Annotated in this window: 24 protein-coding genes; 14 read left to right on the top strand and 10 right to left on the bottom strand. The window is 32.9% G+C overall.

Features of this window, described 5'->3' with window-relative positions; all coding sequences use genetic code 11:
- Positions 1 to 191: 191 nt before the first annotated feature.
- Together lysS and QO190_RS06945 are read right to left on the bottom strand one after the other, a co-directional pair.
- Positions 192 to 1,889 (bottom strand): lysine--tRNA ligase, encoded by a 1,698-nt coding sequence (lysS, locus tag QO190_RS06940; protein WP_371462187.1) that lies wholly within the window; start codon positions 1,887 to 1,889, stop codon positions 192 to 194.
- 135 nt (positions 1,890 to 2,024) lie between these two features.
- On the bottom strand, positions 2,025 to 2,417 hold the full coding sequence (locus QO190_RS06945) for a c-type cytochrome (protein ID WP_371462186.1): 393 nt from the start codon (positions 2,415 to 2,417) through the stop codon (positions 2,025 to 2,027).
- 157 nt (positions 2,418 to 2,574) lie between these two features.
- Between QO190_RS06945 and lipB the strand changes: the two genes are divergently transcribed.
- Positions 2,575 to 3,297 carry a lipoyl(octanoyl) transferase LipB gene (gene lipB, locus QO190_RS06950; RefSeq protein WP_371462221.1) on the top strand — a complete coding sequence of 241 codons (723 nt, stop codon included), beginning with the start codon at positions 2,575 to 2,577 and terminating at the stop codon, positions 3,295 to 3,297.
- A 16-nt stretch (positions 3,298 to 3,313) separates the two neighbouring features.
- Here lipB and QO190_RS06955 read toward each other — a convergent pair whose 3' ends face one another.
- Positions 3,314 to 3,604, bottom strand: a complete 291-nt coding sequence (locus QO190_RS06955; RefSeq protein ID WP_371462185.1) for a putative quinol monooxygenase — start codon at positions 3,602 to 3,604, stop codon at positions 3,314 to 3,316.
- Between the two features lie 180 nt (positions 3,605 to 3,784).
- Here QO190_RS06955 and QO190_RS06960 point away from each other — a divergent pair, with 180 nt between their 5' ends.
- The 13 genes from QO190_RS06960 (at position 3,785) to QO190_RS07020 (ending at position 16,431) form a co-directional block, all read left to right on the top strand.
- Positions 3,785 to 5,113, top strand: coding sequence for a dihydrolipoamide acetyltransferase family protein (locus QO190_RS06960; protein ID WP_371462184.1), 1,329 nt, complete (start codon positions 3,785 to 3,787; stop codon positions 5,111 to 5,113).
- A gap of 260 nt (positions 5,114 to 5,373) precedes the next feature.
- Entirely contained in the window at positions 5,374 to 5,793 is a 420-nt protein-coding gene (locus QO190_RS06965) for a hypothetical protein (RefSeq protein WP_069796662.1), read from the top strand.
- Between the two features lie 11 nt (positions 5,794 to 5,804).
- A complete protein-coding gene (locus QO190_RS06970; protein WP_371462183.1) occupies positions 5,805 to 6,281 on the top strand; it encodes an N-acetyltransferase family protein in 477 nt (158 codons plus the stop codon).
- A gap of 118 nt (positions 6,282 to 6,399) precedes the next feature.
- On the top strand, positions 6,400 to 6,741 hold the full coding sequence (gene rpsF, locus QO190_RS06975) for a 30S ribosomal protein S6 (protein ID WP_069796667.1): 342 nt from the start codon (positions 6,400 to 6,402) through the stop codon (positions 6,739 to 6,741).
- Between the two features lie 27 nt (positions 6,742 to 6,768).
- Entirely contained in the window at positions 6,769 to 7,071 is a 303-nt protein-coding gene (rpsR, locus tag QO190_RS06980; protein WP_069796669.1) for a 30S ribosomal protein S18, read from the top strand.
- 73 nt (positions 7,072 to 7,144) lie between these two features.
- Positions 7,145 to 7,621: a 50S ribosomal protein L9 gene (gene rplI, locus QO190_RS06985; RefSeq protein WP_371462182.1), complete on the top strand. Its 477-nt coding sequence runs from the start codon at positions 7,145 to 7,147 to the stop codon at positions 7,619 to 7,621.
- Between the two features lie 165 nt (positions 7,622 to 7,786).
- Complete coding sequence (locus tag QO190_RS06990) at positions 7,787 to 9,766, top strand: thiamine pyrophosphate-dependent enzyme (RefSeq protein WP_371462181.1); 1,980 nt, start codon at positions 7,787 to 7,789, stop codon at positions 9,764 to 9,766.
- A gap of 266 nt (positions 9,767 to 10,032) precedes the next feature.
- Positions 10,033 to 10,710, top strand: a complete 678-nt coding sequence (locus QO190_RS06995; protein ID WP_371462179.1) for a DUF4197 family protein — start codon at positions 10,033 to 10,035, stop codon at positions 10,708 to 10,710.
- Positions 10,711 to 10,799: 89 nt separating this feature from the next.
- A complete protein-coding gene (locus QO190_RS07000; RefSeq protein WP_371462178.1) occupies positions 10,800 to 12,455 on the top strand; it encodes a peptidase domain-containing ABC transporter in 1,656 nt (551 codons plus the stop codon).
- 4 nt (positions 12,456 to 12,459) lie between these two features.
- A complete protein-coding gene (locus QO190_RS07005; RefSeq protein WP_371462177.1) occupies positions 12,460 to 13,761 on the top strand; it encodes an HlyD family secretion protein in 1,302 nt (433 codons plus the stop codon).
- Positions 13,748 to 15,145, top strand: a complete 1,398-nt coding sequence (locus QO190_RS07010) for a TolC family protein (RefSeq protein WP_371462176.1) — start codon at positions 13,748 to 13,750, stop codon at positions 15,143 to 15,145. Before QO190_RS07005 ends, QO190_RS07010 begins: the two co-directional genes overlap by 14 nt.
- A complete protein-coding gene (locus tag QO190_RS07015; protein ID WP_371462175.1) occupies positions 15,142 to 15,450 on the top strand; it encodes a DUF493 family protein in 309 nt (102 codons plus the stop codon). Before QO190_RS07010 ends, QO190_RS07015 begins: the two co-directional genes overlap by 4 nt.
- 81 nt (positions 15,451 to 15,531) lie before the next feature.
- Positions 15,532 to 16,431: a TIGR01777 family oxidoreductase gene (locus tag QO190_RS07020; protein ID WP_371462174.1), complete on the top strand. Its 900-nt coding sequence runs from the start codon at positions 15,532 to 15,534 to the stop codon at positions 16,429 to 16,431.
- A 51-nt stretch (positions 16,432 to 16,482) separates the two neighbouring features.
- Here the strand turns inward: QO190_RS07020 and QO190_RS07025 are convergent, their stop codons facing one another.
- From QO190_RS07025 to QO190_RS07055, 7 genes are all read right to left on the bottom strand, one after another.
- A complete protein-coding gene (locus QO190_RS07025) occupies positions 16,483 to 16,824 on the bottom strand; it encodes an ArsC/Spx/MgsR family protein (RefSeq protein ID WP_371462173.1) in 342 nt (113 codons plus the stop codon).
- Positions 16,825 to 16,902: 78 nt separating this feature from the next.
- Entirely contained in the window at positions 16,903 to 17,517 is a 615-nt protein-coding gene (locus QO190_RS07030; protein WP_069796688.1) for a deoxynucleoside kinase, read from the bottom strand.
- A 5-nt stretch (positions 17,518 to 17,522) separates the two neighbouring features.
- A complete protein-coding gene (locus QO190_RS07035) occupies positions 17,523 to 18,284 on the bottom strand; it encodes a hypothetical protein (RefSeq protein WP_104792466.1) in 762 nt (253 codons plus the stop codon).
- Positions 18,285 to 18,343: 59 nt separating this feature from the next.
- Positions 18,344 to 19,363, bottom strand: coding sequence for a glutaminyl-peptide cyclotransferase (locus QO190_RS07040; RefSeq protein ID WP_371462172.1), 1,020 nt, complete (start codon positions 19,361 to 19,363; stop codon positions 18,344 to 18,346).
- Positions 19,364 to 19,446: 83 nt separating this feature from the next.
- Positions 19,447 to 19,869, bottom strand: a complete 423-nt coding sequence (locus QO190_RS07045; protein ID WP_104792784.1) for an SRPBCC domain-containing protein — start codon at positions 19,867 to 19,869, stop codon at positions 19,447 to 19,449.
- 98 nt (positions 19,870 to 19,967) lie between these two features.
- Entirely contained in the window at positions 19,968 to 20,423 is a 456-nt protein-coding gene (locus QO190_RS07050; RefSeq protein WP_371462171.1) for a DUF1569 domain-containing protein, read from the bottom strand.
- A 105-nt stretch (positions 20,424 to 20,528) separates the two neighbouring features.
- Positions 20,529 to 21,089: a Crp/Fnr family transcriptional regulator gene (locus QO190_RS07055; RefSeq protein WP_371462170.1), complete on the bottom strand. Its 561-nt coding sequence runs from the start codon at positions 21,087 to 21,089 to the stop codon at positions 20,529 to 20,531.
- Between the last annotated feature and the right edge of the window lie 24 nt (positions 21,090 to 21,113).

Genomic DNA, 21,113 nt, shown 5'->3' on the forward strand with positions numbered 1-21,113 from the left:
TTTTTTTGAAATTTTTCTTTTTTCAAAGACTTACAAATATCGTAAAAATTAGTGAGATATGAAAGAAAAAACGGCTTAAAAATCATAAAAAGTTATCAACAATAACACAAAAATTATTGGAAAAACTCATTCAATTTCTTCCAAAAAAAAGCGGACATCAGTCCGCTTTTATTGATTCTATTTATATAGTTTTACACTAATTTCATTAACAAATCATCATCTGTTTTCTCTACCTTCACTACATTTAGTTTGGTAAGATTTTTAGACGTTTTGTCCCATTTTTTTCCTGAAAATTGAGATTGTGTTTTTACCTCAGCTAAACTCATTTCACCTCCATTTTTTTCTAAAATCTCAATGATAATTTTATCATCTTCATTCAATTCTACTTTTGGAACCGCTTTTTCTGGTCTCATTTGTGGGAAAAACAATACTTCTTGAATAGATGCATTATTGGTAAGGAACATAATTAATCTATCCATACCAATTCCCAAACCTGAAGTTGGTGGCATTCCATATTCTAACGCTCTTAAGAAATCTTGGTCTATGAACATTGCCTCGTCATCACCACGCTCAGAAAGCGCCATTTGAGACTCGAAACGTTCTCTTTGATCAATTGGATCGTTCAACTCTGAATATGCATTGGCAATTTCTTTACCACAAACCATTAATTCAAAACGTTCGGTAAGTCCTTCTTTGCTTCTGTGTTTTTTAGTTAAAGGCGACATTTCGATTGGATAATCGGTAATGAAAGTCGGCTGAATGAAGTTCCCTTCGCATTTTTCTCCGAAAATTTCATCAATTAATTTTCCTTTCCCCATCGTTTCATCTACTTCTATTCCGATAGATTTTGCAAAATCGCGCAATTCATCTTCAGTTTTTCCAGTGATATCAAAACCTGTGAATTTCTGAATCGCTTCTGTCATCGAAACTCTAGGATATGGAGCTTTCCAATTGATGGTATGTTCTCCAAACTGAGATTCTGGAGTTCCGTTAACAGAAACCGCACAGAATTCTAATAATTTCTCAGTGAAATCCATCATCCAGTTGTAGTCTTTATAGGCTACATAAATTTCCATCGCGGTAAACTCTGGATTGTGGGTTCTATCCATTCCTTCGTTACGGAAATTTTTAGAAAATTCATAAACCCCATCAAAACCACCTACAATTAATCTTTTCAGATATAATTCATTTGCAATTCTCATGTACAATGGAATATCTAAAGCATTGTGATGCGTAATAAATGGTCTTGCAGCAGCTCCACCAGGAATTGCCTGTAAAATAGGCGTTTCTACCTCGAAATAACCTGCGTTATTGAAAAACTCACGCATTGCATTGAACAACTTGGTTCTCTTTACGAAAATTTCTTTTACGTGAGGATTCACCGTCAAATCTACATAACGCTGTCTGTATCTAAGTTCTGGGTCATTAAAAGCATCATGAGTTACTCCATTTTCATCAGTTCTAGGTTGCGGAAGCGGACGAAGTGCTTTGGTCAATAACGTAAAATTTTTCACCATTACCGTCATTTCTCCCACTTGAGTTTTGAACAATTCTCCTTCTACACCGATGATATCACCAATATCTAAAAGATGTTTATAGACTTCATTATAAAGCGTTTTATCTTCGCCAGTACAGATTTCATCACGATTAAAATACACCTGAATTCTACCTTCAGAATCCTGTAATTCTGCGAAAGAAGCCTTCCCTTGAATTCTTCTAGACATTAATCTACCTGCGATTTTCACTGCTTTTCCTTCAGTAAAATCGTTCTTGATAGACTTGGTAGTATCTGTAATTTTATATTCATCTGCTGGGAATGCGTTTATTCCCATTTCGGTCAGTTTCTGTAATTTCTCTCTTCTGATGATTTCCTGTTCTGATAAAGACATTGTTTTTCAATTTTTTGGAATTGCAAAAATAAGGATTTTTTTACGAATTTTTAAATTTCTTAAAAATTAGCCTGGTCAAGAAAAAAGCAACCCAAAAAGGTTGCCTTCTGTTAAAATCACAATTGGTACAATTGTTTATTTTTTTAGAGTGAGAATATATTTCACCATTTTTTTAGCATTTTCTTTATCCATTCCAGCGTGAGCAGACATAGGAACTTCTCCCCAAACTCCACTACCACCGTTAATGATTTTATCTGCTAACATATCAATATCCGCTTCCGTATATTTAGCCGCTACATCTTGATAAGAAGGACCTACTAATTTAGCATCTTCTTTATGACAAGTAAGACAATCTGAACCTGCGATTAATGCCTTACCTTCTTCTTCAGGAGTTGCAGCAGCTGTAGCAGCAGTTTGCTCTGTAGGTTCTGGCAACATTACATTTGATTCTTTTACTGGCTCTTCTTTTTTAGAACAAGAAACCGCTACTAATGCACCGAAAGCTAGTGTTAAAATTACTCTTTTCATAGATATAATATTTTATTTATTTTTAAATTTTCACAAATTTAGCGAATAAAGCCTTCCCTTTTTTCAAAATGCTAAAAATCATATCAGATTTTTTAAAAAATTTATTCGAAGCATAATTATTAAAAAAAAACTTATTTTTGTGAACCAAAAATTAGAAATGAACGCTTCACAAAACAAAAAAATAAAATTCGAAGAATTGGGTCTTAAAAATTATCTTGAGGCTTTTGAATATCAACAATCTTTAATGGATGAAATCATTGCCATTAAAATCAAAAACAGAGAAAACGAAGACCAAGAACCCGAAACTACTCCTAATTATTTACTGTTTGTAGAACACCCACATGTTTACACTTTAGGAAAATCTGGTGATGAGCACAATATGCTTGCTAATGAAAGTAAACTAAAAGAAATAGACGCCACTTTCGTAAAAACCAATCGCGGTGGAGACATTACCTATCATGGTTTCGGTCAACTTGTAGGCTATCCGATTTTGGATTTAGACAACTTCAAATCAGATATTCATTTATATATGAGAAATCTGGAAGAAGTAATCATCAGAACCATTGCAGAATACGGTTTAAAAGGCGAAAGAAGCGCGGGCGAAACTGGAGTTTGGCTCGATGTAGGAAAACCTTTTGCTAGAAAAATTTGTGCATTAGGCGTTAAAACTTCAAAATGGGTGACTATGCACGGTTTTGCCATAAATGTCAATACAGACTTACGCTATTTCGAATACATTATTCCTTGCGGAATCAAGGACAAAGCAGTTACTTCCCTAAAACGTGAACTAGAAAGAGAATTTACACCGACAGAAGTGGAAGAAGTAAAAGAAAAAATAAAGAAACATTTTCAAGATGTTTTCGAAGCGGAACTTTTTTAAGTTTCGCTTTTTCTTTTTAAAAAATCTTCGCTCCTCTGTAAACTTCGGTTTGAGATTCCATCAGCGGAGCTGCGTTTTGTCTAAAAGTAAAAAGATGTTCTGTTCCTGCATGTAAATGATGATGTCCTTCGGTTTCCCAAAGTTCAATTAAGAAAAAAGTGCCTTTGTTTTCTCGGTCTTCTACCAAATCATATTGCAAACAACCTTCTTCTTTTCTGGTTTCTATTACTAACTTTTTCAATAATTCTATCGCATCAAAAAGATGATTTTCTTTGAATCTAAATAATGCTACAATGTGTAAATTCATAACTGACTGTAATTTCTAAAACAAAAGTATTGAATTTTAAAAGCACCTCAGAAATAAATTTTTGAAAGTTTCTCAGAATCCTAAAATTCTTCCATTAGAAAATTCATAAAAAAAGTATCTAATTTTTATTAATTCGTAATTCCAAAAAATTTTTATCTTTGTGAAAATTCAAAAAGTAAAATGGCAGAATACAAATTAATCCTTCCAAGCATGGGAGAAGGCGTGATGGAAGCTACTATTATCAGTTGGTTATACAATGAAGGCGACACCGTAAATGAAGATGATTCTGTGGTAGAAATTGCTACCGACAAAGTAGACTCTGATGTTCCTACACCAGTTTCTGGGAAAATTGTAAAAATTTTAAAACATAAAGACGAAGTTGCTAAAATTGGTGAAGCAATCGCTATTTTAGACATTTCGACTCCGCTCAATGGTACAACAGGAGAAGGAGAAGCTGCACCAGTTGCAGAAACTCCAAAAGCGGAAGAACCTAAAACTGAAGCTCCTGCTGTAGAAGTAGTAAAAGAATTAGAAAAACCTTTAGCTACCACTTCTACTCCTCAAGAATTTTCTGGAGATGTTTATCTTTCTCCACTCGTAAAATCTATTGCTCAAGAAGAAAATATTTCTGAAGCAGAACTTAAAACCATTAAAGGTTCTGGTTTAGAAGGCAGAATTACCAAAGAAGATATTTTGGCTTTTGTGAAAAACAGAGGCACTTCTACTCCAGTTGCTGCGCCAGTTCAAGTAACTGCTCCAGTTGCTGCTGCACCGCAATCTGCGCCAGTTCCAGTTGCAGAAGGTGATGAAATCATTCCAATGGATAGAGTTAGAAAAATCATTGCAGATGCTATGGTTAATTCTAAGAGAACTTCGCCACACGTAACTTCTTTCATAGAATCAGACGTAACCAATGTGGTAAAATGGAGAGCAAAACACAAAGATATCTTCGAAAAACGTGAAGGCGAAAAATTAACTTTCATGCCTATTTTCGTGAAAGCTGTGGTAAAAGCTATTCAGGATTTCCCAATGATTAATGTTTCTGTAGATGGTGACAAAATCATCAAAAAGAAAAATATCAACATTGGTATGGCAACTGCTTTACCAGACGGAAACCTTATCGTTCCTGTGATTAAAAACGCTGACCAATTATCACTTTCTGGATTAGCAAAAGCAATTAATGATTTGGCTTACAGAGCGAGAAACAAAAAACTTCGTCCAGAAGATACTCAAGGTGCTACTTACACCATTTCAAACGTAGGAACTTTCGGAAATTTAATGGGAACGCCTATTATTCCTCAACCGCAAGTTGCGATTTTGGCAATTGGTGCGATTGTGAAAAAGCCTGCAGTTATTGAAACCAAAGATGGCGACATGATTGGCATTCGTCAAATGATGTTCATGAGTCATTCTTATGACCACAGAGTTGTAGACGGTTCTCTTGGCGGAATGTTCCTAAAACATGTTCATGATTACCTGCAAAACTGGGACATGAATACAGAAATTTAAGAACCAAGTAAAAAGATAAAAGTAAAAAGTAACCTTCGAAATTTTTCGGAGGTTTTTTTTTGTGGGTTCCCCTCTTTTAGAGGGGTGTCAATCCGCTTTAGCGAGATTGACGGGGTGTTTTAGAAGCATTTCCCGCTTTCCGCTATATCTTTTTCTTGCAACCGCAATTCCCAACCTAAGAAAAAGGATGTCGCTGCAATCGGGGCTAGTTACATTTTCGTCAAAAAATTGCTATTTTTGAAAAAAAAAAATAATAAACCATGAAAAAAATAATTACTTTATCATTTTTAGTAATCATTTTAGTAAGTTGTAATAATAGAATTGCCATTAAGTATGATGATAAAAACCATCAATTAACAAGTTTAGAGAAAAATTTTGAAAAAAAAACAAGTCCATTTCTCAATATAACTTTTGAAGACTACTTTAAATCTGATTACATTAAAATATATGTTGATAAGAAATTAGTTTATGACAAAAAAATTAGCACAAGTGATATTTTAGGTGTTGCAGATTCTTATGAATTAGAAAAGGATTTCAAAGAAGTAATTATCTATATCAATAATCAAAAAATTATTTTAACTAAAGAAAAAACGCTTGATTATAAAAATATTTACGTCAATAAACTTCCAAATAATAAAATAGAAATTCTCATTTCAAAAAAGTTCCATATTTACAAGTAAAATTTTTCAATATGAATAACTTCCAAATCCGTAAAGCAACGCCAGAAGACACACAAACCATCTTTGACCTCATTTACAAATTAGCCGTTTACGAAAAATTAGAAAACGATGTCATCACTTCAGTAGAAGAACTTCGCACCAATATTTTTGAGAAAAAATTTGCAGAAGTTCTCATCGCAGAAGAAGACGAAAAACCAGTAGGTTTTGCACTCTATTTTCATAACTTTTCTACGTTTGTTGGCAAACCAGGAATTTATCTAGAAGATTTATTCGTAGAACCAGAAACTCGCGGAAAGGGTTACGGAAAAGCACTTTTAGTAGAATTGGCTAGAATTGCCAAAGAAAGAAACTGTGGTAGATTAGAATGGAGCGTACTCGATTGGAATACTCCTTCTATAGAATTCTATAAATCTCTTGGTGCAAAACCAATGGATGAATGGACGGTTTTCCGTTTAGACAAAGATGGAATAGAAAATTTAGCGAAATAAATCTAAATTCTGGCATTAACACATCATTAAATCAACAAATTATCACATCAATATTGTGTATTTAAAAAAGTTTCAATACTTTTGCACCTCGAAATAATTAACAAATATTTTTAACATTATGAACAATTACGAAACTGTTTTCATTTTAACTCCCGTTCTATCTGACGCTCAGGTGGAGGAAGCAGTTAAAAAATTCGAAGACTTCTTAAAAGAGCACAACTGCGAAATCGTTGCTAAAGAAAATTGGGGTCTTAAAAAATTAGCTTATCCTATTCAATTAAAAAAGAATGGATTCTACACTTTGATTGAATTCAAAGGTGAAGGTACTGTAGTTGCAGGTTTAGAAACTGCTTTCAAACGTGACGAGAGAGTAATCCGTTACTTAACTACTAAACTTGATAAGCATGGCGTAGAATACGCAGTGAAAAGAAGAGCTAAAGTAAAAACTGCTAAAGCTTAATTTTTAACCCTTAAAAAATTTACAAAAATGGCAATCGACGACATGGCAAAACAAGCATCAGCTGGAGGTGAATCAGAAGTAAAATTCCTTACTCCACTTGATATCAATACTAAATCTGATAAAAAATACTGTAGATTCAAAAAATTCGGTATTAAATACGTAGACTATAAAGATGCTGACTTCTTATTACAGTTCGTAAACGAACAAGGTAAAATTTTACCAAGAAGATATACAGGTACTTCTCTTAAATATCAAAGAAAAGTTTCTGCAGCAATCAAAAGAGCTAGACACTTAGCTTTAATGCCTTACGTAGCAGACTTATTAAAATAATTATTAACAAAAAATAAATTGTTGGTTTTAGTTTACTAAACCTAACTTTTTAAAACAAAAAAGGACAACAACAATGGAAATTATCCTAAAAAAAGACGTAGAAAACTTAGGACTTGAGTTTGATACAGTAAATGTAAAACCAGGTTATGCAAGAAACTTCTTAATTCCTCAAGGTTATGCACTTCTTGCAACTCCTAAAAATAAAGCTGCTCTAGAAGCTACTTTAGAAGCTAGAAAAGAAGAAGAAGCTAAATTAATCGCTGCTGCAACTGCAATCATCGAAAAATTAAAAGCTACAACTGTTTCTATCGCTGCAAAAGTAGGTACAGGTGATAAGATTTTTGGTTCTATTAACAATGCTACTTTAGCTGAAGAATTAGCTAAAGCTGGTGTAGAAGTAGACAAAAAATACATCAAAATCCCTGGAAATACTATCAAGAGAACAGGTAAATTCTCTGCTAAAGTAAGACCTCACAGAAACGTAGAATTCGAATATGAATTCGAAGTTGTTTCTGATGTAGCTATTGAAGAAGCAAACACTGAAGCTTAAAATTCAGACTTATAAATATTAAGAACGCTCTCAAAATTTTGAGAGCGTTTTTTTATGTTTTTCATTTAACAAATAGATAATTTATCTAGACTTTATTGAAAATTTGACAATTTATAAATTGTTGCTCTCATCACATTTGATTATTTTTGAGTTTAAACTTTCCTTATGAATTTCAACACCGAAAATCTTGATAAAGAAACATTACTCCACCTTTATAAAGCTATGGTTTTACCTAGAACCATAGAAGAAAAAATGCTCATTGCTTTACGCCAAGGGAAAATATCTAAATGGTTTTCTAGTTGGGGACAAGAAGCTACTTCTGTAGGTTCTGCTCTTGCGATGAACAAAGAAGAATACATCTTGACCATGCATAGAAATTTAGGTGTTTTTACTTCAAGGGAAATTCCACTAGATAGACTTTTTTCTCAGTTTCAAGGAAAAATGAATGGTTTCACCAAAGGCAGAGACAGAAGTTTTCATTTCGGGACTCAAGAATTCAAAATTGTGGGAATGATTTCTCATTTGGGTTCACAAATGGGAGTTGCAGACGGAATTGCTCTTTCTCATTTATTGAATCAGGAAGAAAAATGCACTTTAGTTTACACTGGTGACGGTGGCGCTTCTGAAGGAGATTTCCACGAAGCTGTAAACACCGCTGCTGTTTGGAATCTGCCTGTCATCATCGTCGTTGAAAATAATCAGTGGGGACTTTCTACGCCATCTCGTGAACAGTTTAGATGCAAATCATTCGCAGATAAGGGAATTGGCTACGGAATAGAAGCCCATTCTATCAATGGAAACAATATTTTGGAAGTTTATCAGACTTTCAAAAATTTAGCAGAAAGCATCAGAAAAAATCCTAGACCTGTTTTAGTAGAGTGCAATACTTTTAGACTCAGAGGTCATGAAGAAGCTTCAGGAACAGCATATTATCCAGAAGGAATGATTGAAGAATGGACAAAACAAGACCCGATTTCTAATTACGAACAATTCTTACTTTCTGAAGGAATTTTAACCCAAAATTTGATTGAAGAAATTAAAGAATCTTATAAAAAACAAGTTGACGATGCACTTGACCAAACCATCGCAGAACCAGAAATCATTCCGAATAAAAAAAAGGAATTAGAAGATGTTTACGCACCTTTTGACAATCAAGAAATCTTACCACAAAAATTACAAAACAGAGAAATAAGATTCATCGATGCGATTTCTGAAGCCATAGAAATTTCCACGAAAAACCATCCGAATTTGGTTTTAATGGGACAAGACATTGCAGAATATGGCGGCGCTTTTAAAATTACAGAAGGTTTTGTTGAAAAATTTGGTAAAAAAAGAGTCAGAAATACACCATTATGCGAAGCAGCGATTGTAGGTTCTGGTTTGGGACTCAGCATTAATGGCTACAAATCTATGGTAGAAATGCAATTTGCAGATTTTGTAACGGAAGGGTTCAATCAAATCATCAATAATTTGGCAAAAACGCATTACAGATGGAACCAAAATGCTGATGTAGTGGTAAGAATGCCAACTGGAGCGGGAACTGGAGCGGGACCTTTTCACTCTCAAAGTAATGAGGCTTGGTTTACCAAAACTCCAGGATTGAAAATCGCCTATCCTGCGTTTCCTGATGATGCTAAAGGTTTATTGATTCAAAGTTTTGAAGATCCAAATCCAGTATTGTTTTTCGAACATAAAAAATTATACAGAAGTCTGAAAGGAAACGTTCCAGAAGGATTCTACACTACTCCATTCGGGAAAGCCAGAAAAGTAAAAGAAGGCAATGAACTTACCATTATTACTTACGGTTTAGGAGTTCACATTGCTTTAGAATTTGCAGAAAAAAATCCTGAAATTTCTTTAGAAATTGTTGATTTAAGAACGTTGATTCCACTCGATACAGAAACCACTTACGAATCGGTGAAAAAATGCAATAAAGTGATAATTCTGCACGAAGACACTTTAACTTGTGGATTCGGAGCGGAACTTTCTGCATTAATTTCTGAACATTGTTTTGAGGATTTAGACGCTCCTATTTTACGTGTAGCTTCTATGGACACACCAATTCCATTCAACAAAAAGCTAGAAGACCAATTTATGCCCAATGAAGAATTGGCAGAAGCTGTAGAGAAAATTTTGAAATATTGAGAAGCTAGAAGTTGGATGTTAGATGTTAGATTTTAGATGTTAGAGGATGGATGTCGGATGTCGAAACTCGGAATTGTTTTGCGTGAGCGATTGCAGCGGAAATCCCGCAGTGAAAATGGCGCGAGCGAAGCGAGCGTTAGTTTTCACGAGGAATTGCAGCGAAAAGCGCGGTATTTTTTGCAAGGAAAAAGCAAAGGAAAAAAATACACGCCCAAAAAATTGTAACTTTGGCTTGATATTTGAAAACTTCCCTTAAAAAGATTATTATGAAAAAATATATTTTAGCAGCAGGATTAGCATTAGGTTCGGTGGGAATTATTACCACTACCACGCAATCTTGTATGACAATTGCCACTACAGTAGGACTTTCGGTTCTTAAAAAGATTTTAATTGGTGGCGTTTCTAAAGGTTTAGGAATTTTTAAAGATAAAAATAGTTTCTTGGGCAATGAATTGATTAATGTCGCACTTCCACAACAGCTGAAAGACATTAATTCTACCCTAGAAAAATTAGGATTAAGCAATTTGGTTCAGAAGGAAAAAGGCTACATTGCAGATGCTGCTGCATTTGTTGCTCCGATTGCAGAACCTATTTTAATAAATGCGATTAATGATATGACTTCTGCAGAAGCTCAACAAATTGCACAAGGTGGAAGTGGCGCTGCAACTGCTTATCTTAAACAAAAAACCAGTGCACAACTCATGGCTGCAATTGCGCCAAAAGTAGATGCGAAACTCAATGAATACGGTATTGTAAGAAGTGTAAATCTCGCTTTACAAGGAAATAATTTGCTTGGCGGTTTATTAGGAAATCAAAATTCTAGTTCTTCGGCAAGTTTAAGTTTGAGCAATTTAGCGGCTGAACAAATGGTGAATGGACTGTTCAACATTGTAGAAAATTACGAAAAAACCAATCCAGAAAATCCTATGAATATTTTGAAATAGAGGTTTTCAATATCATGATATGTAAAATCAATTGCGAGCTATTGCAATTGATTTTTTTGTGCATTACTTTTGACAAAATTTAAAACACAATGACGGCAAAAGAGCAAGGAAAAAGGCTTCTGAAGTATATTACTAAAGAAAGAAAAGATGTTCTCAATATTTACTTTTATGCCATATTAAGTGGTCTCGTTCAGTTGAGTTTACCACTGGGAATACAAGCCATCATCAGTTTTGCGATGGGTGCAACTATGGTTACTTCTATTTATATTCTCATTGCATTTGTAGTTCTTGGAACGTGGTTAGTAGGATTTTTCAGGGTGAAAGTAATGGAAATCATCGAAAAAATTCAACAAAAAATATTCGTAGAATATGCCATCTCTTTTTCGGAAACTTTACCTAAAATAAAACTCGAAAAGACCAATCAATATTACTTACCAGAACTTATCAATCGTTTTTTTGACACCCAAAATTTACAAAAAGGGATTTCTAAAATTCTCCTCGAAATTCCTACTGCTATTATTCATATTTTATTTGGGATTATTCTCCTCTCTTTTTACCACCCATGGTTTTTAGCTTTTGGCGGAATTGTATTGGTAGGAGTAGTTTTGATTTTTAATTATACTTCAGAAAAAGGGATAGAAACAAGTTTAATCGAAAGTGATAAGAAATATTTTGTCGCATCTTGGTTAGAAGATATTGCCAGTTCGGTGAAATCTTTCAAAGCTAATAAACATACCAACCTTCACCTTAGAGAAACAGATGACAGACTTCTGGATTATCTAAGTTACAGAACGCATCATTTCAAAGTTCTATTATTTCAATATAAAACCATTATTTTCTTCAAAGTTTTGATTACACTGGTTATGTTAGTAATCGGAACCTATTTATTGGTCAACCAAAAATTGAATATTGGTGCGTTTATCGCTGCTGAAATTGTAGTGCTTACCATTTTAACCGCCGTAGAAAAACTCATTAAAAGTTTAGAAAGTTATTATGATGTCATTACGGCGCTCAGCAAACTTTCGAAGGTTATTGATTTACCGCTAGAAAATGAAACAAGCGACATTATCCATATCAAAGATGATATTCAATCTATTGAATTTAAAAATGTTTCTTTTGGTTTTGGAGATGAAGATATTCTGAAAAATTTAAATTTCAAAGTTCAACCAAGCAGCATCAATGTGATTTCGGGAGAGCTTTCTTCAGGTAAATCTTTGCTTATCAATTTGATGTCTGGAATTTACGCACCTACTTCTGGACATATTTTATACAATGGTGTTTCTTCTAAAAATTTAACTCAAGACCAAATCAGAAGAGGAATCAGCATTCATACCGATGATATAGATGTTTTCAAAGGAACGGTATTGGAAAATATTCAACTGGGAAATGAAAAAATAACCGTAGAAAAAATCAATCATATTGCTCAAAAAATAGGAATTGATGATTTCGGGACTAAATTTACCAAAGGATTTTTGACCAAAATTCAAGATGGAAACTCTCAACTTTCTTACAGCAATAAGAAAATAATCCTTCTGCTAAGAGCTCTTGCTACGGATAATAAAATCATCATTTTAGAAGATCCTTATGATGGACTTTCAAAAGAAATCAAAGAAAAAATGATAGCGTTTTTACAAGAATTAGCCAAGGAAAAAACCATTATTGTGGTTACTCAAGATGATGACTTTATCCAAAAAGCTCATCAACATTTTCACATGATTAATGGCCTATTAGAAACTAAAAAATAAAACGATGCAACTCAAATCACTCGAAAATATTTATCATATCAATAAGAAATCAAATGTTGCCAAATGGTTTTTATTTACTTTTTTAGCATTTGTTTTCATTATGTTTTTGCCTTGGACTCAGAATATTAAAACTCAAGGAAATGTTAATACTTTATTTCAGGAACAAAGACCTCAAAAACTCAACTCTCCTATTCCTGGAAGAATCATCAAATGGTATGTGAAAAACGGAGATGTCGTAAAAAAAGGCGATACTATTCTTCAAATTTCTGAAATTAAAGACGATTATCTAGACCCACTTTTGGTAGAAAGAACTCAGGAACAAGTTCAAGCAAAAAAAGGAGTCAGAGAATATTATAATGCCAAAATTTCTACCACAGAAAACCAAATTGCAGCCATTACTGCCTCTAAAGATTTGAAACTGAATCAAATTAAAATTAAAATTGCTCAGTTACAAAATAAATTAAAAGCAGAACAAGCCGAACTTACCGCCGTAAACAATGAATTAAAAATTGCTCAAGACCAGCTTAATCGTCAGAATAAAATGTATGAAGAAGGTTTGGTTTCTCTTACTCAATTGCAACAACGAAATGTAAGTTATCAAAATGCTCTTGCCAAGAAAACGTCTGCGGAGAATAAATTGGCACAAACTCAACAAGAAATCACGGCTCAAAACATAGAACAAAACGCTGTTATTCAAGAATATACAGAAAAATTGAGTAAAACTGAAGGTGATCGTTTCCAAAGTATGGGACAAGTTGCTGGAAGCACTGGCGACATTGCAAAATTAGAAAATCAAGTGGCAACCTATAAAGTAAGAAAAGGTTTGTATTACATTTTGGCAACGCAAGACGGACAAATTACACAACTCACGAAAGCTGGAATTGGCGAAATTGTAAAAGATGCAGAAACCATCGGAATTATTGTTCCGAAAAAGATAGATTACATCGCAGAAATTTATGTAAAACCTGTAGACTTACCGCTAATTAGAGAAAATCAAAAGGTGATGCTCACTTTCGACGGATTTCCAGCGATTGTTTTCTCAGGTTGGCCTAATTCTAGCTACGGAACTTTTTCTGGAAAAATCATTGCCATAGAAAATTCCATCAGTGAAAACGGTTTGTTTAAAGCGATTGTAGCCGAAGATAAAACCCAAAAAAGATGGCCACCCAACATGAAAATCGGAACAGGAGCCAGTGGAATTGCAATTCTGAATGATGTGCCGATTTGGTACGAAATATGGAGAAATATCAATGGTTTTCCGCCAGATTATTATCAAGTAAACACCCAAAAGAATGAGAAAAAATAAAATTTTATTGCTTATTTTTCTTTTCACGTCTTATCATTTTTTCGCTCAAGATTCTATTGCTTTGAGTTATGAAAATTATATTTCTTGGGTTCAAAAAAACCATCCTATTATTAAAATTTCTGATTGGGAAAAAAATATTGCTCAAAATAATATTTTGAAAGCCAAAGCTTTACTTGACCCAAATATTTCTGCAAAAATTGGCGAGAAAAAAATAGACAACACGCTATATTACAGTCAAAAAAACATAGAACTGAATCTCCCAACTTGGTACGGAATAGATTTCAACATTGGCACCAATGATTTGACTGGAAATAAACTGAATAATGAAGAAACTAAAGGCGTTCTAAACCATGTAGGAATAAGCATTCCGCTTGCAAGAGATTTGGTTTACAATAAACGAAGAACCGCTATTCAGCAATCTAAAAATTTCAGCAAAATGACTTTTTACGAGCAAGAAATGCTCAAAAATGAAATCCTTTTGGAAGCCAATTTTAGTTTTTGGGAATGGGTGAAAAATTACGAAATTTTAGAATTGAACAAAAAGGTTCTTGACCTCAACAAAAAAAGATATCAATTGGTCAAAAAATCATTTGAGTTGGGAGAAAGACCAGCCATAGATACTGTAGAAGCTTTCGCGCAACTGCAAAGTTTCGAAGCCAAAACCATAGAATCTCAGAACAAGTTTAATATTTCTACCATAGAACTTTCACAATTTCTTTGGAAAGAAAACGGTGAAAATTACAATCTTCCGCTGTTTACTAAACCAAGTGAACAACTGAATACACAGTTTACCCAAGATTATTTTATCATCACCGAGAAACTTTTACAAAATATTGATGCACAATATGCGCTGAATTATTATTTTGAAAAATCTAAATCTTTGGAACTGGAAAGGAAACTAAAATGGCAAAATTTTCTTCCTAAAATCAACTTCAACTACAATTTGTACAATAAAGAGTTTAAAAATCAGGACATTCTGCCACTTTTTGACAATAATTATCAATATGGTATAAAATTGGAGTTACCCATATTCATGAGAGAAACTCGTGCTGATTATCAAAACATTAAGTTGAAAATTCTCCAAAATAATGAGAATATAAAATTTAAAAATCAAGAATTAAAGACCAAAATACAGACTTACAATGCAGAAATGGGCAATTTCTTATCTTTAACTCAAAATAATGAATCGCTCATTGAGAATTATAAAAGGCTTTTAAAAGCCGAAGAAATTAAATTTTCTAATGGTGAAAGTTCACTTTTCTTAATTAACAGCAGAGAAAACAAACTATTAGAAACTCAAGAAAAATTTTTAGAACTGAAAGCCAAAACGATTAAAACTTATTTTAAACTGAACTGGCTGGAAAACAACACTTTAAAACAATGATAGAAGTAACAGGAAACGAACCATTTGATGAACAAGCAGAATTTTATGCTTCTTTAAAAATAAATTTAGAGAAAAACCACAATTTCCCTGAAGATTATCTTTATAAATTCATCATTCTCAATAATCAAGAAAAACTTACCGAAATTTATAAGGTTTTTGACGGCACCAAAAATACTTTTTCTACAAGAGAAAGCAGTAACGGAAAATACATCAGCATTACGATACAATGTTTCGTACTCGATGCGGAGCATGTTATCAGACTTTATCAAGAAGTTGCCAAAATTGAGGGTGTAATTATGTTGTAGGAAATGGTTGAGAGTTGATGGAAGACAGAAAATCTTCTCAAATCTAATATCTCATATCTGAAATCTTAAAATTTGAAATCTATGAAAATATTAATCACAGGAGCCACTGGTTTAATCGGGAAATACTTAGTTCAAAAACTAAAAGAAAATGGTCATGAAATTGTAATTTTGACCAGAAAAAAAACGGGAAAACCTAATGAATTTCAATGGAATCCAGATCAAAATTTCATAGAAGATGCTGCTTTTGAAAACATAGAAGCTATTATTCATTTAGCAGGTGCTACCATTGCCAAAAGATGGACAAAAGAATATAAAAAAGAACTTTACAGCTCTAGAATTAATGCTGCTAATCTTCTTAAATCTTACTGCGAAAAGCATCAAATCAAACTAAAAAGCTTTATCTCAGCTTCTGGAATTAATTATTACGGAACTTTTACGAGTGATGAAATTCTCACTGAAAATTCGCCCATCAAAAAACTAGATTTTTTGGTTGAACTTTCAGTGGATTGGGAAAAATCTGCCTATCAATTTTCTGAAATTTCAGAACGTGTGATTTGTCTAAGAACAGCGATGGTTTTGGCAAAAGAAGGCGGAAGTTTTGTTCCATTGAAAAAATTGACGGATTTCAACTTGGCTTCACCTGTAGGAAAAGGAAAACAATGGATGAACTGGATTCACATAGAAGATTTGGCAAATATGTATGTAGAAGCGATAGAAAATTCTCAATACAATGGAAGTTACAATGCGGTAGCAGATGAAACGGTGACCAATGAAGCTTTCATGAAAAGTATGGCTCAAAAATCAAACAAATTTTTCTTGCCTATTCATGTTCCAGCATTTATGATGAAACTTATTATGGGAGAAATGTCTTCTATTATTTTAGAAGGAAGCAGAGCGTCTAACGAGAAAATAAAATCAACAGGATTTACTTTTAAATATCCAGATTTAAATGCTGCTTTAGAAGATTTAATCAACAAATAAAAAACTTTAAATCAAAAAAGCGAACTCTTTCGAGTTCGCTTTTCATTTATTTTATAGAAATTTTTCTAATTTTTCTATTTCTCTTGCGATGATGGCTTTATTATCTTTAACGACAATTGGTCTTTGCAAAAGTTTAGGATAATTTGCCAAAATAGAAACTAAACCACTATCAGAATACGTTGTTTCTGAGAAATTTTCTTTCCATAAATCTTCATTTTTTCTGATAATGTTATGTATTGAAGTATCTAATTTAGATAATAAATCTTCTATTTCTACTTCAGACAATGGGTTTTCTAAGTAATTTCTTACTTCAAATACCACACCTTTAGATTCTAAATACTGTAAGGCAGTTCTAGATTTTCCGCAGCGATTATTATGTAAGATGGTAATCATAAATTTTGGATATTAGATGTTTAATGATGAATTTTTATCAATGTTCTCTAATTCTCAATCATTCTACAACGCTACTGCTTAAAAAAGTCCGTGCAATTCTGCTTCTATTTTCTCTAAAATATACCCGAAATCTTCTGGTCTTTCTACAAAATCTAAATCATCTACTTCTATAATGAGTAGTTTTCCTTCTTTGTAGTTAGAAATCCATTTTTCGTATTTTTCGTTCAGTTTAGATAAATATTCTATGCTAATGCTGGCTTCATAATCTCTTCCTCTTTTGTAGATTTTCTTTACTAAATTAGGAACATCTGACTTTAAATAAATAAGCAAATCTGGTGCCGAAACAAAGGATTTCATCAGATGAAACACCGAAGAATAATTGTTAAAATCTCTTTCGGTAAGCAAGCCCATATCATTTAAGTTTTCCGCAAAAATATACGCATCTTCGTAGATGGTTCTGTCTTGAACTATATTTTTACCACTTTCTCTAATTTCTTTTACCTGACGAAATCTGCTTCCTAAGAAATAGATTTGGAGCGCAAAACTCCATTTGCTCATGTCTTCGTAAAAGTCTTCTAAATATGGATTATGATCTACATCTTCAAATTGCGCATCCCAACCATAATGTTTTGACAACATGGTAGTTAGAGTAGTTTTTCCCGCGCCTATGTTTCCAGTAACAGCAATATGCATCGATTCTATTTTTCTATTCCGTAAAGATAAAGTTTGTCTTCTATCAAAGCCAAAAAATGATTGCTGTTTTTTTCCACAATGATAAAATTTTCTTTAGAAAATACTGGATAGAATAATTGAGCTGGTGTGTAGAGTGAAATGGTATTTTGTTCTATCACGTAAATTTTATCATTTACGCGTCTTAATCTTTTACCATTATCTATGTCGATAGAATATTTCTGAGCACCTTTGAGTTTATAAACGCTGAAACATTTTTCTCTGAGTAAGTATAAGTGATTTTGATACACGATAAAATCTACCACAGTACTCAAATCCATGTCAAAAGGAAAGATATTGATGATTTTATCCTCTCGATAATTGTACTGTATCAATTGCTTTCGAGCTGAATCTAACACCCAAATAAACTGTAAATCTTGCGAATAAACCGCTTTTACATGTCCGAATTTTTGGTATAAATTAAGGTACTGAATTTCATTAAGATTCTGGTCTAGAATTTTAATTTCCTGTCCGTTTTCTGAGAATAAAAAAATATTCAGAGGGTTTTCAACCGATTGTATTTTAAACGGTTGCGGAAACATGACTTGTGCTTTTTTATGACCAAGAGAATCATATTTCAGAATACTCAAATCGCTATTGCGATACACATAAATGTTCTCATAATCATCTATAAGAACATCTCTAATACTATCTTTTATGATAATAGGAAATTCTTTTTGTGCAAAAAGTGCAGAACAAATAAATGTAAAAATAAGTGATAATCGTTTCATGGCATTTGTGTTTATAAAATGTATTGTCAAGAAAAAACCAGAAACTTTCAGCATGAAATTTACTTTATTTTTACTTCATAAATTTTGTCCCAATTTTTTCCTGTAATAAGCATATTCTGCCCTTTGAAGGCAATTCCGTTGAGAACATCATCTGTTCCTGTGTTGTGTTTTTTCACAATTTCTGAGAAATCTATTCTCGCCACCACTTCTCCAGATTTTGGATTAATTTTTAGAATAATCGGCTTTTGCCAAACATTAGCGTAAACAAAACCGTTATCATATTCTAATTCATTTAATTGGTCATACACTTCAGTATTTCCAGCTACAGAGATGTATTTCACCATTTTAGAAGGGTCATTTACATCTAAGAAATATAGATTTTTAGTTCCGTCTGAAGCGATAAGATTTTTACCATCATAAGTTAAACCCCAACCTTCTCCCATTACATTAGGATAAGGAAATTCTGATAGAAGTTTAAGCGATGATTTATCATAAATAAAACCTTTTTTATTTTGCCAAGTCAGTTGATACACTTTGTTTCCTACAATCGTGCTTCCTTCAGAGAAAACATCTGCGGGTTGTGCTGTAAAAGTTGTAGCATTGGTTTGACCTAAGGTATATTTTAAAATTTTAGATTGTCCGGTTTGTCCATCACTTTCATAAATGGTGTTTCCTTCTAACTGAAATCCTTGTACAAAATTAGCTTTATCATGAGGATATTCTGCTACGATTTCATAAGTCAATTGCGCTTCTGGATTTTTGGCGAAAACATTTATGGTAGCATCTTGAGTCAATACTTTTCCATCTCTGGTAATATTGATGGTTACCGCATTATCTCCTAAAGTAAAAAATGCTGGATCTACTACTAAATCGCTTGTTTCCTTGTCTCCGAAGCTGATGCTGATGCTTTCTGCGTTTTCGGTAACTTCTTTGGGTAGGTTTATTTTGTCCCCGAAATGATAACCTTTGGTTTCCATTTCTGTATTATAGGTATTGAGAGCGTCTAAAATCTCTTTGTCTTTATTACATGAAGTCAATAAAAATAGGGCAAATATACTTACGAAAAGTGTTTTTTTCATTCTTAAATTATTTAGTTCAAAATTACAAAAAAAGCACCACTCTATAAGAATGATGCCTAATATTTAATAAATTTTAAGAATTTTTAATTTTCAACAAAATTTTTCAAAGCTTTGTTTAGGATTTCGTCCCAACCGTTTTGGAAATTTTCTTTCTTAAAATCAGCGCCTAGATGATCAAAGTTTTCTAAACCTTTGTGTGTAAGAGTAACCAAAGTTCCGTTGCTTTCTGGCTGAAGTTCCCATTTCACTAACGTTTTATCATGGGTATAATCAGGATACGTCCAAGAATGTTTTAATTTTTTCTGAGGAATAATCTCTACGATTTCGCAGTGATGGTGTAATTTTTTATCTTCTCCTTCAAAGAAATTAAAAGCGGTATGCTCTTTTAATTCGAAGTCTGGTATATTAAAATACCATTCTTTCATCTGTTCTCTATTCGTAATCGCATCCCAAACTTTTTCTATTGGTGCGTTTACTTTTACGCTGATTTTAACATTATCGTGCATAGCGTTATCATTTTTAAGATTGAACAATTATTTATACTCGAATTTACAAAAAATATCTTGATTAATGTTGCTGAATTTTATCAGCCTTCTCTCAGCATTTAAACTCCAAATTGCTCTAAATGATGATTGAGATGTTTCGCAAACATATTATTCCAACCTTGAGCCGTCATTTTTCCGAAATTGATGTTTTCTTTTCCTTCGAAAGCTTCTCTTCCCAATTGTTGAACACGCTGAATATTGCCAATTAATTTGGCTTTTTCTTCTTCATAGTTTCTCTCATCAGCAATGATAAAAGCTGGACTTGTTGGCAAACTCTGTTTATATGGTATTTCGTTGGTGATTTTCGGTTTTACGAATTTCGAAAGTAAAAATTTAGCAATAAAACTAGGTTTTGGAAATTTTTCTGGTGTAAAAGTTAGGTCATAGGCTACATTTAAATGTGCTAAAACTTGATTTACACTCATTTTGCCCCATTTTCTTTGGGTTTCTGGTGTTAAATTATTGATTCTATTGATGTACTCTTGCGCATCTTTTGCATCAAAAACGTTTTGCATGGATTTTATTTTAAAGAATATCAAAGTTAATTGAAATTTCTAATACGCCTACCAAAAGAATCTTAAAAATATGATAAAATTTAGAAAACTAAAACCGTTTTGACATTAAATATCACTTCTGATACGGCTCAATGTCTCCTGAGAAATCCCCAAATAAGAGGCAATCATTCCTAATGGAGCTCTGAGAATGATATTAGGATTTTCTTCAAGCAATTGAATGTATTTTTCTTTTGCCGTCATGTATTGCAGCGAAGAAATTCTGCGCGACATTTCTATCATTAAGTTTCCTAGAATATATCTGCTGAAATTTGCCGCAGTAAGCGAAACCGAACATAATTCCTCTAATTTATTGAAATTACAAGTGGTAATTACCGATTTTTCTAACGTTTCTATGTTATTTCGAGTAGGTTGGTTTTTAAAAAGAGTATCTATATTGGCAGTAATCTTGCCTTCAGAATAAAAATTGGTGGTGATATCTTTTCCGTTTTCGTAGTAAAACATCCTTAGCAAACCTTCATCTACAAAGAAAACAGTATGATTGTATTGATTCTGCTTGCTCAATATTTCACCTTTTTCAAAGACTTTTGTTTCACATTCTTCATTTAAAAAACGCTCTATTTCTGCATCTACCTTAATGTGCTTATTAAGTTCTTGAATTAATTTCATGAAAACTAAATTTCTGGCAAAATT

It is taken from the genome of Cloacibacterium sp. Arc13 (genome assembly GCF_041431305.1).
Taxonomy (GTDB): domain Bacteria; phylum Bacteroidota; class Bacteroidia; order Flavobacteriales; family Weeksellaceae; genus Cloacibacterium; species Cloacibacterium caeni_B.

What these genes read in the sequence shown, in the direction of transcription:
- QO190_RS07050 (WP_371462171.1), bottom strand. Translation starts at nt 20,423, where the DNA reads ATGCAAAACGTTTTTGATGCAAAAGATGCGCAAGAGTACATCAATAGA.
- rplI (WP_371462182.1), top strand. Translation starts at nt 7,145, where the DNA reads ATGGAAATTATCCTAAAAAAAGACGTAGAAAACTTAGGACTTGAGTTT.
- rpsR (WP_069796669.1), top strand. Translation starts at nt 6,769, where the DNA reads ATGGCAATCGACGACATGGCAAAACAAGCATCAGCTGGAGGTGAATCA.
- lysS (WP_371462187.1), bottom strand. Translation starts at nt 1,889, where the DNA reads ATGTCTTTATCAGAACAGGAAATCATCAGAAGAGAGAAATTACAGAAA.
- QO190_RS06955 (WP_371462185.1), bottom strand. Translation starts at nt 3,604, where the DNA reads ATGAATTTACACATTGTAGCATTATTTAGATTCAAAGAAAATCATCTT.
- QO190_RS07055 (WP_371462170.1), bottom strand. Translation starts at nt 21,089, where the DNA reads ATGAAATTAATTCAAGAACTTAATAAGCACATTAAGGTAGATGCAGAA.
- QO190_RS07015 (WP_371462175.1), top strand. Translation starts at nt 15,142, where the DNA reads ATGATAGAAGTAACAGGAAACGAACCATTTGATGAACAAGCAGAATTT.
- rpsF (WP_069796667.1), top strand. Translation starts at nt 6,400, where the DNA reads ATGAACAATTACGAAACTGTTTTCATTTTAACTCCCGTTCTATCTGAC.
- QO190_RS06965 (WP_069796662.1), top strand. Translation starts at nt 5,374, where the DNA reads ATGAAAAAAATAATTACTTTATCATTTTTAGTAATCATTTTAGTAAGT.
- QO190_RS06990 (WP_371462181.1), top strand. Translation starts at nt 7,787, where the DNA reads ATGAATTTCAACACCGAAAATCTTGATAAAGAAACATTACTCCACCTT.
- QO190_RS07030 (WP_069796688.1), bottom strand. Translation starts at nt 17,517, where the DNA reads ATGCATATTGCTGTTACTGGAAACATAGGCGCGGGAAAAACTACTCTA.
- QO190_RS07035 (WP_104792466.1), bottom strand. Translation starts at nt 18,284, where the DNA reads ATGAAACGATTATCACTTATTTTTACATTTATTTGTTCTGCACTTTTT.
- lipB (WP_371462221.1), top strand. Translation starts at nt 2,575, where the DNA reads ATGAACGCTTCACAAAACAAAAAAATAAAATTCGAAGAATTGGGTCTT.
- QO190_RS06995 (WP_371462179.1), top strand. Translation starts at nt 10,033, where the DNA reads ATGAAAAAATATATTTTAGCAGCAGGATTAGCATTAGGTTCGGTGGGA.
- QO190_RS07020 (WP_371462174.1), top strand. Translation starts at nt 15,532, where the DNA reads ATGAAAATATTAATCACAGGAGCCACTGGTTTAATCGGGAAATACTTA.
- QO190_RS07000 (WP_371462178.1), top strand. Translation starts at nt 10,800, where the DNA reads ATGACGGCAAAAGAGCAAGGAAAAAGGCTTCTGAAGTATATTACTAAA.
- QO190_RS07040 (WP_371462172.1), bottom strand. Translation starts at nt 19,363, where the DNA reads ATGAAAAAAACACTTTTCGTAAGTATATTTGCCCTATTTTTATTGACT.
- QO190_RS06960 (WP_371462184.1), top strand. Translation starts at nt 3,785, where the DNA reads ATGGCAGAATACAAATTAATCCTTCCAAGCATGGGAGAAGGCGTGATG.
- QO190_RS07005 (WP_371462177.1), top strand. Translation starts at nt 12,460, where the DNA reads ATGCAACTCAAATCACTCGAAAATATTTATCATATCAATAAGAAATCA.
- QO190_RS07045 (WP_104792784.1), bottom strand. Translation starts at nt 19,869, where the DNA reads ATGCACGATAATGTTAAAATCAGCGTAAAAGTAAACGCACCAATAGAA.
- QO190_RS06970 (WP_371462183.1), top strand. Translation starts at nt 5,805, where the DNA reads ATGAATAACTTCCAAATCCGTAAAGCAACGCCAGAAGACACACAAACC.
- QO190_RS07025 (WP_371462173.1), bottom strand. Translation starts at nt 16,824, where the DNA reads ATGATTACCATCTTACATAATAATCGCTGCGGAAAATCTAGAACTGCC.
- QO190_RS07010 (WP_371462176.1), top strand. Translation starts at nt 13,748, where the DNA reads ATGAGAAAAAATAAAATTTTATTGCTTATTTTTCTTTTCACGTCTTAT.
- QO190_RS06945 (WP_371462186.1), bottom strand. Translation starts at nt 2,417, where the DNA reads ATGAAAAGAGTAATTTTAACACTAGCTTTCGGTGCATTAGTAGCGGTT.